Genomic DNA, 17,642 nt, shown 5'->3' on the forward strand with positions numbered 1-17,642 from the left:
TAGATAGTCACCGCCGATCATGAAAATTATTTAAATTTCTTTGCGTTCTTTGCGCGCTTGGCGGTTTAATAAAATGAAAACAAGTGGTACTCCATAATGAAATCTATAAAACTGTTAATCATTCTTTTCCTGCTCATCTCTGCGGTTCATTCGCAAGAGTCGCAAAAACAGTTGCATGAATACCTAAAAATCGCGGCGGAAAACAATCCGGGGCTGCGGGCGCAGTTCAGCCGCTACATGGCAGAACTGCAGAAAGCGCCGCAGGCCGGTGCGCTGCCGGATCCGGCTGTGGCGTTCGGCTGGTTTATCCAGCCTGTGGAAACGCGCATGGGACCACAGCAACTCAAAATCTCTGCCTCGCAGATGTTCCCCTGGTTCGGCACGCTGCGCGCACGCGAAAATGCAGCCGTTCGTCAGGCGCAAGCTGAATATCATACGTTTCTGAATGCCAAATCCAGACTCTTTCACGAGGTACGGAGCACCTGGTACGATCTGTACGTCAACCGCCGCGCCGCAGAGATCACACGGGAAAACCTGGAGCTCTTGCACAGTTTTCAAAAACTGGCTCAGGCCAAAATTTCGGCAGGCACTGTCTCGGCCGTGGATGAATACCGAATCGAAATGGAAATCGGAGATTTGCAAAATCAGCTAACGCTGCTGCAGGATCAAGGTGTTACTCTGAAAACCGCTTTTAACAATCTTTTAAATAAAGATGCATCGACGGTGAAAACTCCGGATACTTTGCAGACAACGGATCTGGCAATGAGCAAATCCGAAATTGCAGATTCCATCCGGATCAACAACCACCGACTGCAACGTCTGCGTGAGCAGCAAAGCGCCCGGGCCAGCCGCATCACGGCGGCCCAAAAAGCCGGTGCGCCTTCATTCACGCTGGGTCTGGATTACACGTTCATTGGCGAGGGTGAAGACAATCTACCCGGCACCGATGCGTTCGTGTTTCCCAAACTCGGTATCCGGCTGCCTCTGTACCGCAACAAATACAGAGCCATGGTGGACGAGGCGACGTACCAGCAGACCGCTGCAGTAGAAGAAGAAGCGGATGCGGAAAACGATCTCGAATCCATGCTGGAACGCGCCTGGACCGATTATCAGGATGCGGACCGGCGCATTGATTTGTACACCCGTCAGCTGCAGCTGGCGCGTCAGGCCCTGAATCTGCTGGAAACCGAATACAGCACCGGCAGCAGCGGTTTTGAAGAGGTTTTGCGCATGGAGCGCAAGTCATTGAAATACGGGCTCGAACTGGAACGCGCCCGGGCCGATAAACAGACAGCAATTTCATTCATCACATTTTTAACAGGACGTTGATTATGACTATCAAAACATACATTCAGAACCACAAATGGACGATAATCGCATTGGCCGCAGGATTGTTTTCGGGATGGCTGTTTTTCCATTCCCCGGCGCCGCAACCGCAATCCGGAGAACACGCGGATCATGCACACGCCGGGCAGGAGGAAACCATCTGGACCTGTTCTATGCACCCACAGATACGACAGGATGAATCGGGACAGTGTCCCATCTGTGGCATGGATTTGATCCCTCTGTCTTCCGCCGAATCAGACGGTGTGGATCCGGATGCCATTACCATGACCAAATCGGCAGCCAAACTGGCGGACATACAGACCATGCGTGCGTCACGCGGCACACCGAAAAAATCCGTATTCCTGCAGGGCAAGGTGACAGCGGATGAACGCAATATCGCAGAGCTCACCGCCCGGTTCGGCGGACGTATTGAAAAACTGTTTGTTAATTTCACAGGCGAGACTGTAAAAAAAGGCGAAAAGCTGGTTACTATTTATTCGCCGGGACTCATTTCAGCACAGCAGGAACTGATCGAGGCGCGGGCATTGAAAAACAGCCGGCCCTCCCTGTACCAGGCGGCCCGCGCCAAACTGAAACTCTGGGAGCTAAGCGATGAACAAATCGCGGACATTGAACAACAGGGTGAACCCAAACTGTATTTCGATGTGCTGTCGCCGATATCCGGAACCGTGATGAAACGGCATGTTTCTCTTGGAGATTACATCAAAGAAGGCTCCGCCCTGTTCCAGGTCATTGATTTAAGCCGGGTCTGGGTGCGCTTTGATGCCTATGAAAGCGATCTGCCCTGGATCTCGGTCGGCGATCCGGTAAAGTTCAGCATCCAGTCTCGTCCCGGCAAGACCTACAGCGCCAGGGTTGCGTTTGTCGATCCCATGATCAATCCGCGCACCCGCACTGCCGCAGTTCGGCTGAATCTGTCCAATGAACAGCGCGATCTGAAACCGGAAATGTTTGTCCGCGGTGTGCTGCATTCCCGTATTGCGGAAGCTACGGATAAACTGCTGATCCCCAAAACCGCGATTCTCTGGACCGGAAAACGGGCTGTGGTGTATGTCAAAATGTCCGCCGATTCACCCACTTTTCGGTATCGTGAAATCACTCTCGGCCCTCAAGCCGGCGACTTTTATGTGGTGGCAGACGGACTGCAGCCGGGCGAGGAAATTGCCGTGAACGGTGTATTCAAGATTGACGCCGCTGCGCAGCTGGAGGGCAAACCCAGCATGATGAATCCGGGCGGCGGCGAGATATCCGCCGGACATGATCACGGCGGTATGGATATGCCGTCCGGTGACGGACCGAAAACAGAGACACCGGCACCGGCCGAAGCAGTTCCCGGCGCATTTAAAGAACAGCTTACGCGTGTCTATCGCGCTTATCTGCAGATGAAAGACGCATTCGTAGACTCGGATCCGGAACAGGTGAGTCAGAGTGCCGGGCAGGTCAGCGACGCTTTGAAACAGGTGGATATGGGACTGCTGCAAGGCGAGACGCATATGACCTGGATGGACCAGTTGGAACAGCTGAACACAAGCGTCAAAGCCATTGCTGAAACATCAGACTTGAAAGCAAAGCGTCTGGAATTCAGTGATTTCAATCAGACGTTTTACAGCACAGTCAAAACATTCGGACTCGCAGATGTGACCGCCTATTATCAGTACTGTCCCATGGCCAATAAAGACACCGGCGCTTATTGGCTGAGCAGCAGTAAAGAGATCCGCAATCCCTACTTTGGTGACGCCATGCTAAAGTGCGGGGAAACCCGGGAAACAATTAAATAAAACAAGAGATTGCTATGAAACTCATTAAAGCCTATATTCGTGACGAAAAAACAAAAGATGTGTTCAAAGCTCTGGATCAGGCCGGATTTCACAGCATGACCTTTGCCAAATGCCAGGGTACGGGACAGTATTCGGACCATGAAAAAAAACATATCAGTCCCGATTATCCATTCGCCGACGCCTTCAAGGTGGTTAAACTGGAAATTCTGGTCGCCGATGAACACGTGGACACCCTGGTCTCGACCATCCGGGAAAGCGGCCGCACCGGCTACCAGGGCGACGGCATGATCCTGGTCTCGCCGGTGGATCAGGCATACAAGGTGCGCAATGATGAAGAAGGAATTCTCAATATTTAAATCGGGCTAATTTTGCCAGGTCTATCCGCTCCCTGACTGAATCCTCGTTCCCCCATTGTATTGAGGAACGCCATTTTGATACAGCCCCCGATCAAGATCATCGAGATCGTGCGGGGGTTCCCCTCCGTCACGCGGTATAACGCTTGGGCTGTGCGGCGGGCAAGCATAAGCTAAACTTCAATCGACGAACAATTATTAAAATAACCTATCAAAATGAAAATCGCACCTCGGCTTGCCCGTCCCTACGAGCCCATTGTTATACCATATTATTTCAAATATTTTTTGTACTTGGAAAAAATAGTTATTAATGTGTAGAATTAAACTGTTCCATAAATTATAAAAATTGGATGTCTATGTCTTTCACCTTTTTAAAATCTTGATCCATAGTGATAAATTTAAGATTGTAATGCTTACATATACTATATTGATACGAATCATCAAAATCTAAACCAATTTCATTTTTTATATTTATTATTTCTTCATAGTTTTTCTTTGGGAGAGATAGAAGATTGGATTTCAGAAGAATATCAGAAAGAAACTTTAAGAGTGTCTTTTCTTCATTCTGTCTAAATAGAATAACTCCGATGGAATGGAGAAAAAATTTACACGCTTCACTTTTATCTTGTTTCAGCAAAATTTCTAAAAATATATTCGTATCAATTAAATACATTAACGCCACTCCATTGATTTGTGCTGTAAATCAACAAAAGTATATTTAGACCTTAATGTGGATATTCCACCTTCCCAGTCAAATTTAAATTTAATTTTGCTATTTTTTTTACAGAGGGCTCTACCCTCTGATAGTCGCAACCTCGAGGCCATCACAAGCCAGAGGTAGAGCCCCGACGCGATCCTCTGACCGGCCGCATCGTACAATTCCCGCTTGTGTGACGAGAGACAGCGGCACAATTTTGAAAAAAGACGCAAAACAAGGCCAACTCATGCCCCTTTCATTCATCGCACAGCAGGCAAGCTGTTCGACAAAAACCCTGCACCCGTCTACAAAGCAGTATCGCTGATGCTTTAAAAGCCTCAGCGTCGGAAATACACCGTCACCCGGCGTTTCTGGAAAAATCCGATTAACAGGATACCGGCGACAAATCCCCCGATATGCGCATACCAGGCCACGCCGGCGCTGGACGCGGATGCCCCCATAGCGCTCAAAATCTGTAGTAAAAACCACAATCCCAGTACAATCGCAGCCGGAATTCGGTCGACCGAGATGATGAAAAAGAAAATCCACAGCACATGCACGCGGGCGCGCGGAAACCGGATGGCATAAGCGCCCAGCACTCCGGATATAGCGCCGGAGGCGCCGATCATCGGCACCTGCGAGGTGGGCGCCATGATAAAATGCGTCAAAAACGCGGCGAGTCCGCAAAGTATATAAAACACAATAAACCGACCGTGTCCGGTCAGATACTCTATATTATCGGCAAATATCCACAAGAACAACATATTGCCCAACAGATGCCCGAATCCGCCGTGCAGAAACATGGACGTAAAGATCGAATGCAGGTTCTGACCGTGTATCAACTGCAGCGGAACCGCTCCATAGGTATAGACGAACTCCTGATAGGCGCGTGAATCCAGGGTCAACTGATTCAAAAAAATGATCACATTGATGATGATCAGGGCATAGGTCACAAATGGCGTGATGGAGACGGGATTGTCGTCTTTGAGCGGTATCATAGATCCTCTTTGATAACAAATACACTGGATTGCTGCGTGATATTCCCGCACCGGTCCCTAATACGCGCTTTTAAAATATGACGCCCCGGTGTCAGCAGCCGGCGCGGTTGATACCGCAGGATTTCCGCTTCCGGATCATAGACCGCAATGAGCGGCTTCCCGTCCAGAATCAGCTGCCGATTGTCTTCGCCGGACACCCCGGACATTTCGTCTTTAAAGCGCACAGACAAAACAGGCTTGACATCTGTCAGCGTATCTCCATTCACCGGCTGCAGCGCCCACACCACCGGCGGTTCGGCATCGCGGGCAATGCAATAAGAGCCCAAGCTGCTGATCTGTCCGGAAAAGGTTTGGGAAACCGGATCATAAGAATTTCCAATAAAGGAATAATGCTGTTTAAATTTAGAGAACAGAGCCAGTTGTTGTCGATTTGGAACGGAATCAGGGCAAGTTAGGCGCAAGGTAGCGCCTTTTTCCATGGGTACGTCACGCGGTTCCAGATCATGCACAGTCCCGATGAGTTTCGTATTGCTGCTGTCCGGCAGAGTTGTATCAAAACGCACATGCATCGTTTTGAACAGAGAATAAGGCGAAAACACCAGAGTACAGGTGCTGTCGGCATTGACCAGTATGCGCTGCTCGCCGGGATTCACCGTATGCACCGGTAATGTGATATTCTGAATAATATCCGGTGCAATATAATTTCGGGCCAGGAGCTTTAACCGGATCGGCCCCTGCTGTTCCGGATCAAGCGGCCACGCGCCGATCCAGACACTGTCGCTGTGAATCAGAGGCGATTGGGCAATGCGCCCTTCCGGCAGTTCTCCGAGTACAATCGGATGATAAGGCCAAGTGCTGTTCAAACTCAATTGAAGGCGCGCATGATAATCAAAATAATCGATTTCAACGTCAAACGGTGGCAGTAACAACCTGTCCAGCCCCGCCGAATCGGCTGCAATATCATCAATCACCAGCGCTTCAATCGTATCCAGGTCATTTTCCGGCGGTACAGGCGCAGCAAACAGCGTATCTGCGGCCGGCGCAAGGAAACCGGTAACGGATGCGGTATTGCCCCAATAATCCTGTACCCGGATATCGAACCGGCAGGGTTGATCCACATCCATGACCCCATTGGAAGATCCGGCGTGCAAACGGCACGGTTGCTGATCTGGCGCGACATTCAGCACACCGGTGTATTCCGGCGCTTTATCATAAAACGGCAGAATGTTATTAGTTTCTCGATACAGATTGTAAAAATAGCCGTGTCCGCGCACCAACTGACGGTAATCGCGGTCGAGTTTGAAATAATGATTTGCGGAATAGCTGAATTTGTCATAGCGGGCGCGGAACCGCAGGGAATCATCAATGTACAGTTCATTGATAAAAGTTCCAAACTTGTGAGAATATCCTTCCATCTGATCAAACGCAGACACAGCAAAGGCAATACACCCGTGCACCTGCACCGTATCAGTGAGCTGGTACTGGTGATTTCCCAGATGCACCGGATAATAAATTTGCGGCTGTACATCGCGCTCAACACTGGCGAATGCGTTCAGCGGCTTGATTAAAACTTTGGTAATAAACGGGGCTTTGCTGTCCTGAACGCGGTAACCCAGTCTATGCGGATTGATCGGATGATGCGATGCATCGCGTATTTCAAAATGCAGATGCGGATACCCGATGCCGGTTTGTCCGGTGGTTCCCAGCACATTTCCCTGTTTGACCGGAAATTGCGACTTTTCGGGATACAGTTTTACACCGTATCGGCCGCGGCTCTGCTGTTCTTTCCAAACCCAGTCTTCGATGTCTTTACGGAATTGATTCAAATGCGCATACACCACGTGTTCGCCGGTATCCAGCGTCAAATAAATGGCCTTGCCGTAACCGAACGGCGATACATTGATACGGGAAATCGTGCCGTCGCGTATGGCAACAATCTTGTATCCGACCCGGCCCCAGGTTTTGATATCAATGCCTGCATGAAAGCGTCCGCCCCGGGATTCGGCAAAGGATGATGTCAACACGCGGCTGGCATCCGTAGGCCAAATGTATGTCAAGGAATCCTGAGCCATTGCAATTGAACTCGCCCCAAAAAGTATAACCAAAAGCGCCAATCGTTTCATAAACCGCTTATAACCTTTCCAGAATCTGTGTCAGTTTCCGGGTCTGTTCCCGCCGTTCGTATTGTCGTGCAAAATCCGGTTCTGCTTGAATAGAGCCTTTATCCCGCATCAGGCTCTGCATGGCCTCTGCAACATCAGGGGCTTGCGGCTGCACAACAACAGCCGTTTTGCTCTGCCGCAGCAGATTGCGCGTATCATCCACATTGCATACGGCAAGGATCGGTTTTTGAGCACCGATATATTCAAACACTTTGCCGGGAATGAACCGGTCCTGTTTTCGACCCTGTGCGATTAACAACAACGCATCGGCGGAAACCAGATATTCCAGGGCTTTGGTATGTGGTTGATAGCCGACGATATCAACCATATCATGAATACCGTATCGTTCAACACGCTTTTCCAGATCACCCAGAGCGTCATACCCGACAAACTGCAGCCGGAACGTTTTAGACCCATCCGGGTATTTCTCTTTCATCAGCGCACACGCATGCAGCACCACATCAGGATGACTGAACTTTGTAATAGAACCGCAATGACAGAGCACAAACCGGTCATCAGAACGCCGGGACTCAGGATAATCCTCCGGATCGAATCCATTGGTTAATAATTGCACCGGCGTATCCCCGGCCAGCGGCTGCAAATCGCGTGCAAGTCCGGGTGTAACGGACAAGACAGCATCCGCGGCATTCAGAACCTGTTTTTGCAGACGCAGATTATGCTGATATTGATATTTTGTGGGTTCATGCACCACCACGCCGCCGGCCCAGGCATCGCGGAAATCGGCAATCCAGGGTATTTCAAAGCGTTTTTTCAGTTCGAGTCCCAACAGCTGTACAGAATGCGGAGGTGACGTGGTATATACGGCATCAAAAGATTCCGAGCGCAGCAGCTTACGGGCGGTCCGGCAGGCATGCGCCAGCCACAACCGTTTGCTGTCCGGCTGCAGCACAAACGGCAGCAATTTTTCATTGATCCACCTCCCGATGCCGCCTCCGGCCGATTGTCCGGCAGCGGCATCGCGCTGGCGGCCCAAACGCGCCAAAAGCCGCTGTGGGTCCCAGGACTCGGTGCGGATAATGCGCACATGCGCCAGTTCATTCAAAAGGCTTTGATCCTGAGCGAAATAGGCCACCGGCTTGACCGTCAACACCGTAGGCTGCCAGCCGAATTCATGCAAATACTTGGCAAACTTGGCAGGCCGCTGTGTGCCGCCCATCCCCAGCGGCGGGAAATAATAGGAAATCATCAACAGTTTTTTCATTGCGAATATCCGCGCAGTCGTATTTTTTCCCGGATTTTACTCCCGTACCATCGCAGACGATACCAGGGATTTTTCTGCATCCCGCGCCAGCGCCGTGCTACATCAACAAGGACCTTGTCTTCAAACAACGCTGCCAACACCCTGAATTGCCGGACATGCAGTTCATGGTACATGCCTGAAGCCAGTCGGCGTGTGGGATGCAGATCGTAACGTGTCCAGTGACCCGTATCCCAGCGATGCCAGTGAAATTTCAGCGTATTTACACCCTTTTGCGTCAGCGCCATAATATTTTTGTCATCAAAATAAAGTGCGTAATCATATAATCCCAATAGCGCAAAAATATGACCGTTCAGCACATGTGACGGCGGATGCGTGGGATATTCTTGGAACACCGGTGAGCCGTTCGATAATCGTTCGACCACACCGTGATTGGAAACCGGAAACTGAAACGGAATGAGCGCCCGGGAGCAAAGCGATTCATAGTCGTTTCGGTTTGCAATGACCGCGCCGCGCAGCAACAGGGATACGGCTTCACCCTGGGCCATGGCGGATATCCAGGGAGCTTCAGGCCCGTAAAACGGCAGATCAAAATCGAACGGCCACACTTTGCTGTCATATTCGCCGTCCTGCGCATTGTCATACAGCCAGCGGCAGCAGTTCAACGCATGATCGCGTTTTTGAATATCGTCATGATGCTCCCACTCCCCCATGCAGTACAAACCGTACTGAGCGACTGTGATGGGTGAATATCGTAGTCCGATGGAACCACCGTAATCGACACGCGGTACGCCATCGCGATCAAAATCATAGTCAAACGATTCCAGGCCGGACCAATCGATATAATAGGTTATAGGAATGGGTGTCATACATGTCCTGTATTTTTATATAAAATATTGCATAACAGCAAGATAATAGTTTTAAAGGAAAAACAAAACCTGAATTTATTTGTAATAGAAAAGGTATTTGTACACGGGACTAGACAGCCTTTTGCTTGTGTACAAATACCTTTAGATCAGTGTATACGGCAGCAGCCGCATCATTCACAGATTTTTCGTTACAGTGACCAGCCTTCCCGATAATCATGATTTATCCACTCAGAGGCTTCCGGCTTGTTGGTGAACTGCATGCTTTTCCAGTCATATTCCAGACTCTCGTACGGAAAGGCCAGAGCCACATTCCCCAACAGGACCGTTTCCGTCAGGGGTCCGGCATAAACGAAATGCGAGCTCGCGGTTTTCAGTTCTTTGCAGCACTGGATCCAATTTTGCTCATGACTTACCTCAATACGAGGAATGGTTTTTTCAGGCAGATCATAAGAGCGCATAAACGTCTCCGGGATCAGACGGGTCATTTCATCACCGGTCATCAAAACACCCTTGTCACCGATAAACAGCAATCCGGTATCCGGCATCTCCCGTCCGTCTTCGAGTTCCTGCGGACGCGGCGGCTGAAGTCCACCGTCGTACCAAGTCAATGTCACGGGAGGTAATTCGCCGCGCTGCGGGAATTCAAAGGTGACCAGCGATCCATGCGGAAAGGTCTCAGTGTTCTCGGCTTTTTTCCAGCGGTCATCCGGATCCATCTGTGTGGTTTTGCTGGCGGTGACACGCTCGGGATAGCCCAGTCTGAGCGCCGTGTGCGCCAGATCGATCACGTGACAGCCCATATCCCCCAGTGCGCCGCAGCCGAAATCCTGCCAGCCGCGCCAGTTGAACGGCAGATAAATGTCGTTGTATTCGCGAAACGGCGCCGGTCCCAGCCATAAATCCCAGCTCAACGTGTCCGGCACAGGCATGGGTTCCGGGCGTTTGAGTATACCCTGCGGCCAGACCGGCCGGTTGGTCCAGGCATGCACCTCGCGCACGGGCCCGATGGCGCCGTCGTTAATCCATTCGATAATCAGACGGATATGCTCTCCTGAATGCGCCTGATTGCCCATCTGGGTGACAAGCTGTTTGGTTTTGGCTGCTTTGGTCAGGGCCCGGGCTTCGGAGACGGTGCGTGTCAATGGTTTTTGCGTATACACATGCTTGTCCAGGTCCATGGCCGCGAGAGTCACAATCGCATGCGTATGATCCGGCGTTGCTACGACCACCCCGTCAATGTCTTTTTCTTTGTCCAGCATTTCCCGATAATCTTTGTAGCGCGCAGCATCCGGATATTTTTCAAACACCTCAGCGGAATACTCCCAGTCCACATCACAGAGGGCAACAATATTTTCCGTTTCCATTTCTTCAAGATTGCTTTCACCCATGCCGCCTACCCCCACAGCGGCAATATTCATTTTATCGCTAGGGGGTGTCTTGTCTTTTCCCAGAACATGACTGGGCACAATGGTGAACGCGGCTGCAGCAGCTGCGCTTTTGACAAATGTACGTCGATCGAGTCCGTCTACGCTTTGATTTTTCCGAGACTTCACATCAAGCTCCTTCCGTTTACAATGTGTTTTATTCTCTGATGGTTACAATAGCCCTCCGATAACTGTATAAATTCGGTTCCCCATAATCTTTGATTTGCAGAATCACATGCACCTCAGCATCCTCGACTTCCGGATCCGGTGCGACAAAAGAGGTCTCAAATCCGGTATCGTCGGTCAATTGCACGTCTACCGTTCCGGCTTCCGGATAGACAAACCATCTGATGTCTATATCGTCCTGATCCGGATCGAATGAACCCCGAGCAGTCAGTCTTACGCTCTGTCCGCTCACCGCCTCAAGGCGAAGCACATCTGTCCCGCCGTCGCCGTTCAGTACAGCGTTTGGATTATGGTTGGCCTGATCATAGTTCGACGTGACACACCAATCCATTCGCGCAGCAAAATCATGTTGATACGCCCGGCGCCAACGCCAGATCGTCGCCTGTGCGGAGGTGGACGTAATGCCGTTTTCCGCGGTATAGGTATCGCGGGCATTGGTATAAATGGGACGAATTTCTGCATAACTCTGGTAAAGCTCATAACGACCGCCCCAGCCGCCGTACGACGGATCGATATGACTGCAGAGACCGTTATCGATCAAATTCAAAAAAGACGAGATATCACGCGCAAAAATACTGCATAACAAAATTAAAACAAGGAAAAAACCCGAGATCAAACGCATATTCTCTCCTTTTGGGCGCGATTGCAGCGGGCCGCTCATTTGTTTATGTGATCAATCCCTCCTGAAACTCTAATCTGTGTCTTGATAACAGCGATCAAACGGCCTTAATCCTTTGAGTGATACACAGGTAACCAGATAATAAAAAATAAAAAGCAAAAATCCAAAAAGTATAAGCATCAAAATGAATAAATCATAAAAAAGTTGCCACTCAAATCTGTCACTTTATCCACAGACTGTTTGGATACTCTGCCTGGGAAAGACATACACCTCCTGTTCAGTTCTCAGCTGCAGACTTGTAGCGTTCCTGACTCAATTCGACATGAACCGGCTCATTCCATTCGCTGGTCAATTCAAGTTTGACCACAGGCCCCGCCGCATTAATCCTGGATACCCGGGCGCGGAAATGGCCGGTCGAGACCGGATGTTCCGCCACATCAAGCTGGTGAGGACGAATGTATACCTCTCCGCGCGCTGAATGACACAAACCCTCCGGCGCGTCTATGCTGTGATCACCGATACAGAGTTTGCCGTTTTCAATACGACCGTGAAAAAGATTGACGTTTCCCAGAAACGTAAACACAAAGGGCGTAAAGGCAATCAAAAAAATAATATTCAGTATTCTCTTTTGTTCTTCCTGGCTGTTTTGTGATTTTTTAAAACAATCCAGCAAATATAAAATGAATTATATTGACAATTTGGGGAGATCTTTATAATTTTCAAAACAAACAGTTTTTCCTCGACAATTCAAATAAAAAGTTTATATTAAGGTTGAACATTTTTCTGTCCTACTTTTAAAACAATAAACAGCAAGCTCACAATCCGATCAAATCATGAAAAATCGAGAGATCCTATTTTACAGCGCTCTGACAGTTACAATTTGGCTGATTTTTACCATATTAACAGCCATGACGCATCCAAATCTGTCATTTTTTGAATCACTGCTTGCAGGGCGTTCTGTATCACATGCAGTGTCGAGATTGCTTTTGACGGCTGTTCTCCTGGGTCTCACCGCTGCCATCACGCGAGCAATATCTAAACGCCATCTCGAAGATTATGAAAAATTGAAAAAAGCAGTCGACACCTCAGGAGAAATCATATTCATCACGGACCGGGAAGGAATATTTACCTATGTCAACCCGGAATTCACACGCGTTTATGGCTTTCAACCGCAACACATTCTCGGCAAACAAACACCCCGCATTTTAAAAAGCGGTGTCATGGAAGAAGAAAACTATCACAAATTCTGGGAACACATTCTGCAGAAGAATGTGGTGGAAGGCGAAATTGTCAACCAAACAAAATCCGGCCGACTCATTGATGTACAGAGTTCAGCCAACCCCATTTTGAATGGCAAAGGTGATATAACCGGATTTTTATGTATCCAGCGCGATATTACTGAACGAAAAACCAGAGAACGGGAATTGATCGCCAGTGAAAAAACGGCAAGAGCGATGCTCAATGCTTCAGAAGATCCGGTATATCTAATTGACGCCAAAGGGGCTCTCCTCTCTTTAAATGAAGCGGCGGTCCATGCGCTTGGTGACAGCCTTGACGCATTGACTCATAAAAGCATTTACGATTTCGAATTTTTCCGTCTAACCGATCAGTATCAAAAGATCAAAACAGCCATTCAGGAAAAACGGAAAATCCGGTATCAGGAAAAAAGTGGTGACACGTTTTATGACATTACCATTTATCCGATTTTTGATCTCAAGGGAGGGGTTTCACGTCTGGCTATATTCAACGCAGACATCTCCAGTCAAAAAGCCGCTGAAGAGACCATCCGTGAACAGAACCGCTTTCTGCAGTCTGTGATCGAAGCCCTGGATCACCCGTTTTTTGTGATCGATGTCCATGATTACACGGTCAAGCTGGCGAATTCAGCAGCCAGAGGCATACGTGAAATGGGCCGGATCCCCTGTTACGCTCTGACTCACAATCTTTCCGAACCCTGTAAATCGGAAACTCATGTCTGCCCGCTCAACACAATGCTCAAGACTCATGAACCCATGATCACAGAACATATTCATTATGACAAAGAGGGGCGCAAACGGGAGGTAGAAGTACATGCGTACCCCATATTTGACAAAGACGGCAAGCTGATCCAAATGATTGAATACACCCTGGATATCACAGACCGCAAGCAGGCGTTCCAGGAAATAGAAAATCTGCACGAACAGCTTAACCGACACAACCGGGATTAGAATGAAACGTATTTATCTGCCATTGTTCTGGAAATTTGCCATCTCAATCATTCTGGTGGTCTCCCTGTTTGGGGCAGTCAATCTGTATTTGATCCAGATGTACGCCGGCCGGGGCATTAAAGAAGAGACTGAAAAAAGGCTCCAATTTTACGCTAAAGCCGTGGCTTTGGAAGCCTCTTTATCTCTACCCCAAAAAGATATTGATCATTTGCTTGAGATTATGAACCAGATCAAGCAGATCGATTCTTCCGTGGCATACAGCATGGTCATACCGGGCGAGAATCAGCCGGTCATTGAAACGCTTCCCAGTTCTGTCTCACCGGAAATGCTCCGCGCCAATCAGTTAAAAAACGGCGCGAAACAATTAAAGATCATACGATCTCCCGATATTCGAAACACGATCATCCTCGATATTGCTGTACCCATCCCGGACATTCCGGATGGTCTGGTTCGGGTGGGATTGTTCCGCGCCAGCATCCGGTCCCAGGTATGGTCTATTCTGCACCCTCTGATTTTTATGATTGTCATCTTTTTGCTCATCGGAATCATCGGCGCCCTGTTCTTTTCATTCATTATCACCAAACGCGTGAGTTCGATTGCACAAATTACGGATCATTTTACCTTTCAAAACCTGAAAAACAGCAATATTCCCAAAATATCCAAAGCTCGCTTTTTACCACATCTGCCTCTGCTCGTTCAAATCGATGACGAACTGGATATTCTGACCAACAAGATCAATCAAATGATCGACCGGCTCAAAACAGCATATACGGATCTGGAAAAAACCTATGCACGCTTTGTTCAAACGGAAAAACTCGCTTCTATCGGGGTACTCTCCGCCGGAATTGCCCACGAAATCAACAATCCGGTCGCGGGAATAAAAAACTGCATTCACCGCATCAAGATGCACCCGGAAGATACAGAAAAAAATGCAGAATACATCGATCTGATCAAAGATGCGGCAAACAAGACAGAAAAAGTAGTCGGGCGTCTGCTCGATTATTCGCGATCACCGCAGTCCGTACAGGAACCCGTCAGTCCCGGAGCGCCCATAGAAAAAGCTCTGTTGCTGGTGGCCTATCGACTTGAAAAGTCCCGCATCAGCGTCATCAAAGACATCCCCTCGGACATTCCGGATATTATGGCGAACCGGAATGAACTGGAGCAGGTGTTTGTCAATCTGCTGTTAAACGGAGTTGACGCTATCGAAGAACAGGCGCAACACAATCCGGAACGCGACCGGATCATTACCATCAAAGCGTCAGAAAAACAACAGCAGGTGGAGATTCAATTTATGGATACAGGTATAGGAATGAGCCGTGCCCAAGCAGATAAAATGTTTGATCCGTTTTACACCACCAAAGATACAGGGAAAGGAACCGGACTGGGACTGTATGTGGTGTATAATATTGTGCATTCACATAACGGCTCCATTCATTACGCCAGTGAACCCGGCAACGGTACAACATTTTTTCTGAAATTTGACAAAGCAAAAGGCTGATGGGTTATGGCAAAGAAAAAAGATTTGAAAATTATGCTTGTGGATGATGAAAAGATACTCCGCATTTCCTTAACCGATGAATTATCCGAATCCGGCTATACAGTAGAATCCTTTGACAACGCAGCTCAGGCTCTGGATCGACTCAAAGTCATGAAATTCGATGTCCTGCTGACGGATATCAAAATGCCGGACATGGACGGTATTGAGCTCCTTGAAAAATCAAAACAGCTGCGGCCGGATACAATTGTTATTATGATGACAGCCTATGGCTCCATCGATTCAGCGGTCGATGCCATGAAAAAGGGTGCTTATGAATATTTGAACAAACCGTTTCAAACGGATGAATTGTTACTGCTGATTTCACGAATTGAAGAGCTGAAAAGCGTCAGAGAGGAAAATCAGCAGCTGCGCGCCAAACTGGAAACGACCAAAGGCGATGTATTGATGGGCGAAAGCCAGGCCATTCGCGACACGATGAAACTGGTTGAAAAAGTGGCCGAAACCGATTCCACGATTCTGATCACAGGTGAAACCGGTACCGGTAAAGAATTATTGACGCAAACCATTCACGAAAACAGTCTGCGCCGGAACAAGCCGTTTATACCGGTTAATTGCGCGGTTCTTTCCCGTGATATTTTCGAGAGCGAACTCTTTGGTCATGAAAAAGGCGCCTTTACCGGCGCAACTGCTGCGCGTCAGGGCCGGTTTGAACTCGCGGACGGCGGCACGCTGTATCTGGATGACATTGATGACATTCCTCTCGATCTGCAGGTCAAACTTTTGAGAGTGCTGCAAGAGCGGAAATTTGAACGCGTCGGCGGCGGCAACGCCATTGAGGTAAATGTGCGGGTAATCAGTTCCACCAAAGCAGATCTGAGAGAATTGATCAATCAAGGCAAATTTCGTGAAGACCTGTATTACCGCCTGAATGTGTTTCCCATTCATCTGAAACCGCTGCGCGAACGCAAAAAAGACATCCCGGTTCTCATTGATTATTTCATCAACCAGAAATATCCGAGAGAGCAGATCAATATCTCGGATACAGTTATGCAGACCTTGATAAATTACAACTGGCCCGGCAACGTGCGGGAACTGAAAAATATCGTCGAACGCCTGCTGCTGCTCGCTGAAAACGGCGAGATCAAAGCATCCAGTCTGCCTGTTGAAGTCTACCAACCATCACCTGATCCACAAATCGGCAATAACTCGTTGGAGGACATGCTGCAGATCTACGAAAGTCAGCTCATTCAGGAGGCGTTGAATCAAACTGACGGAAACATGGCAAAAGCAGCCCAGCTTTTAAAGCTGCCCGCCACCACACTGCGCTCAAAAATCAGCAAACTCGGTATTAAACCCTGACACAGCCGTACCGGCTCCCCGTTTTGAATGCATCCAAAAACAGCGAAAAATCGTCCCTGTCAACGATTTTTCGTTGATTTGCATGTTTTAAAGCAGGGTCAGATTCAATGAGCACCTGATACAGGCACACCTCCAATCACTCCTTACCTGTTTAATTACAATATCTTAAAAACCCACTTATTTTCAGTAGCCTCGTTTTTCATGTTCTGGCACAAGCATTGCGTATAGTGTGAACAAAAGAGTGATATCGGCTTAATTTAACATAATGGAGCTTATATATGAAACGAATACTGATATTATCGTTTGTTTTGTTTGCTGCACTGCAAACCATTGTGACTGCGCAGAATATCAAATACCGCGCCATTGATAGCAGCGAATTATGGTTTGACGGCACGTCCACACTGCATGATTTTACCTGTCACGCCAATAAAATTGATGCAACTGTCGTGGTTTCAACCTCGCTGCTCGATGGAAAATCGGGTGAAACTCAAAAGGGCCAGGTAACCATTCCGGTTAAAAAAATCAAAAACGAGAATGACGGCCTGACAAAAAATATGTACAAAACCCTGGAACCGGACAAATGGCCGGAGATAAATTTTGCACTGGATACGATTAAACTCTCCCGGGAGGCGCAAAAAGAGGAGATAATCAACGCTGATATCCATGGCGCACTGACCATTAAAGGCGAAACCCGCGACATCAGTATGCCGGTGGAAATTACGGGTCTTGAGAATGCAGACACCCTGAAGGTGAGCGGAAGCTATCTTTTACTGTTATCCGACTTTGATATCAAACGCCCCTCCTTTTTTCTGGGCACGCTCAAGGTAGGAGATGAAATCGACATTTCATTCAACATGACATTTGTTCGTAAAAGCGACCATGAGGAACTCACACAGCGATGAAAATTGCACAGCTTGACATAC

15 protein-coding genes are annotated in these 17,642 nt (G+C 48.5%); 7 read left to right on the top strand and 8 right to left on the bottom strand.

The genetic code is table 11. The annotated features are described in order from the left end of the window. The first annotated feature begins 96 nt into the window (after positions 1 to 96). From U5R06_16655 to U5R06_16665, 3 genes are read left to right on the top strand one after another with little or no spacing between them, the layout of a single operon-like run. A complete protein-coding gene (locus U5R06_16655; GenBank protein ID MDZ7724382.1) occupies positions 97 to 1,329 on the top strand; it encodes a TolC family protein in 1,233 nt (410 codons plus the stop codon). A gap of 2 nt (positions 1,330 to 1,331) precedes the next feature. Continuing rightward, on the top strand, positions 1,332 to 3,125 hold the full coding sequence (locus U5R06_16660; GenBank protein MDZ7724383.1) for an efflux RND transporter periplasmic adaptor subunit: 1,794 nt from the start codon (positions 1,332 to 1,334) through the stop codon (positions 3,123 to 3,125). Positions 3,126 to 3,139: 14 nt separating this feature from the next. After that, positions 3,140 to 3,481 carry a P-II family nitrogen regulator gene (locus tag U5R06_16665; GenBank protein MDZ7724384.1) on the top strand — a complete coding sequence of 114 codons (342 nt, stop codon included), beginning with the start codon at positions 3,140 to 3,142 and terminating at the stop codon, positions 3,479 to 3,481. 334 nt (positions 3,482 to 3,815) lie between these two features. Here U5R06_16665 and U5R06_16670 read toward each other — a convergent pair whose 3' ends face one another. The 8 genes from U5R06_16670 to U5R06_16705 all read right to left on the bottom strand — a co-directional run bounded on the left by U5R06_16670 (position 3,816) and on the right by U5R06_16705 (position 12,256). Beyond that, positions 3,816 to 4,151 (bottom strand): PIN domain-containing protein, encoded by a 336-nt coding sequence (locus U5R06_16670; GenBank protein MDZ7724385.1) that lies wholly within the window; start codon positions 4,149 to 4,151, stop codon positions 3,816 to 3,818. 362 nt (positions 4,152 to 4,513) lie between these two features. After that, complete coding sequence (locus U5R06_16675; GenBank protein MDZ7724386.1) at positions 4,514 to 5,173, bottom strand: rhomboid family intramembrane serine protease; 660 nt, start codon at positions 5,171 to 5,173, stop codon at positions 4,514 to 4,516. Further along, positions 5,170 to 7,230: a M23 family metallopeptidase gene (locus U5R06_16680; GenBank protein ID MDZ7724387.1), complete on the bottom strand. Its 2,061-nt coding sequence runs from the start codon at positions 7,228 to 7,230 to the stop codon at positions 5,170 to 5,172. The genes U5R06_16675 and U5R06_16680 overlap by 4 nt, the downstream gene beginning before the upstream one ends. 73 nt (positions 7,231 to 7,303) lie before the next feature. Further along, on the bottom strand, positions 7,304 to 8,557 hold the full coding sequence (locus tag U5R06_16685; GenBank protein ID MDZ7724388.1) for a glycosyltransferase family 4 protein: 1,254 nt from the start codon (positions 8,555 to 8,557) through the stop codon (positions 7,304 to 7,306). Further along, positions 8,554 to 9,423 carry a D-glucuronyl C5-epimerase family protein gene (locus U5R06_16690; protein MDZ7724389.1) on the bottom strand — a complete coding sequence of 290 codons (870 nt, stop codon included), beginning with the start codon at positions 9,421 to 9,423 and terminating at the stop codon, positions 8,554 to 8,556. The genes U5R06_16685 and U5R06_16690 overlap by 4 nt, the downstream gene beginning before the upstream one ends. Positions 9,424 to 9,611: 188 nt before the next feature. Continuing rightward, positions 9,612 to 10,976 carry a Gfo/Idh/MocA family oxidoreductase gene (locus U5R06_16695; protein MDZ7724390.1) on the bottom strand — a complete coding sequence of 455 codons (1,365 nt, stop codon included), beginning with the start codon at positions 10,974 to 10,976 and terminating at the stop codon, positions 9,612 to 9,614. 28 nt (positions 10,977 to 11,004) lie between these two features. Continuing rightward, complete coding sequence (locus U5R06_16700) at positions 11,005 to 11,655, bottom strand: hypothetical protein (GenBank protein MDZ7724391.1); 651 nt, start codon at positions 11,653 to 11,655, stop codon at positions 11,005 to 11,007. A 274-nt stretch (positions 11,656 to 11,929) separates the two neighbouring features. Next, positions 11,930 to 12,256, bottom strand: a complete 327-nt coding sequence (locus tag U5R06_16705) for a TOBE-like domain-containing protein (GenBank protein ID MDZ7724392.1) — start codon at positions 12,254 to 12,256, stop codon at positions 11,930 to 11,932. Positions 12,257 to 12,638: 382 nt separating this feature from the next. Between U5R06_16705 and U5R06_16710 the strand changes: the two genes are divergently transcribed. From U5R06_16710 to U5R06_16725, 4 genes are all read left to right on the top strand, one after another. Then, positions 12,639 to 13,859: a PAS domain S-box protein gene (locus U5R06_16710; protein ID MDZ7724393.1), complete on the top strand. Its 1,221-nt coding sequence runs from the start codon at positions 12,639 to 12,641 to the stop codon at positions 13,857 to 13,859. A gap of 1 nt (position 13,860) precedes the next feature. Beyond that, positions 13,861 to 15,360, top strand: a complete 1,500-nt coding sequence (locus U5R06_16715; GenBank protein ID MDZ7724394.1) for an ATP-binding protein — start codon at positions 13,861 to 13,863, stop codon at positions 15,358 to 15,360. Positions 15,361 to 15,366: 6 nt separating this feature from the next. Beyond that, on the top strand, positions 15,367 to 16,719 hold the full coding sequence (locus tag U5R06_16720) for a sigma-54 dependent transcriptional regulator (protein ID MDZ7724395.1): 1,353 nt from the start codon (positions 15,367 to 15,369) through the stop codon (positions 16,717 to 16,719). 278 nt (positions 16,720 to 16,997) lie between these two features. Further along, positions 16,998 to 17,621, top strand: coding sequence for a YceI family protein (locus tag U5R06_16725; protein MDZ7724396.1), 624 nt, complete (start codon positions 16,998 to 17,000; stop codon positions 17,619 to 17,621). Positions 17,622 to 17,642: the final 21 nt, after the last annotated feature.

This window comes from candidate division KSB1 bacterium, from assembly GCA_034521575.1.
Taxonomy (GTDB): domain Bacteria; phylum Zhuqueibacterota; class Zhuqueibacteria; order Residuimicrobiales; family Krinioviventaceae; genus JAXHMJ01.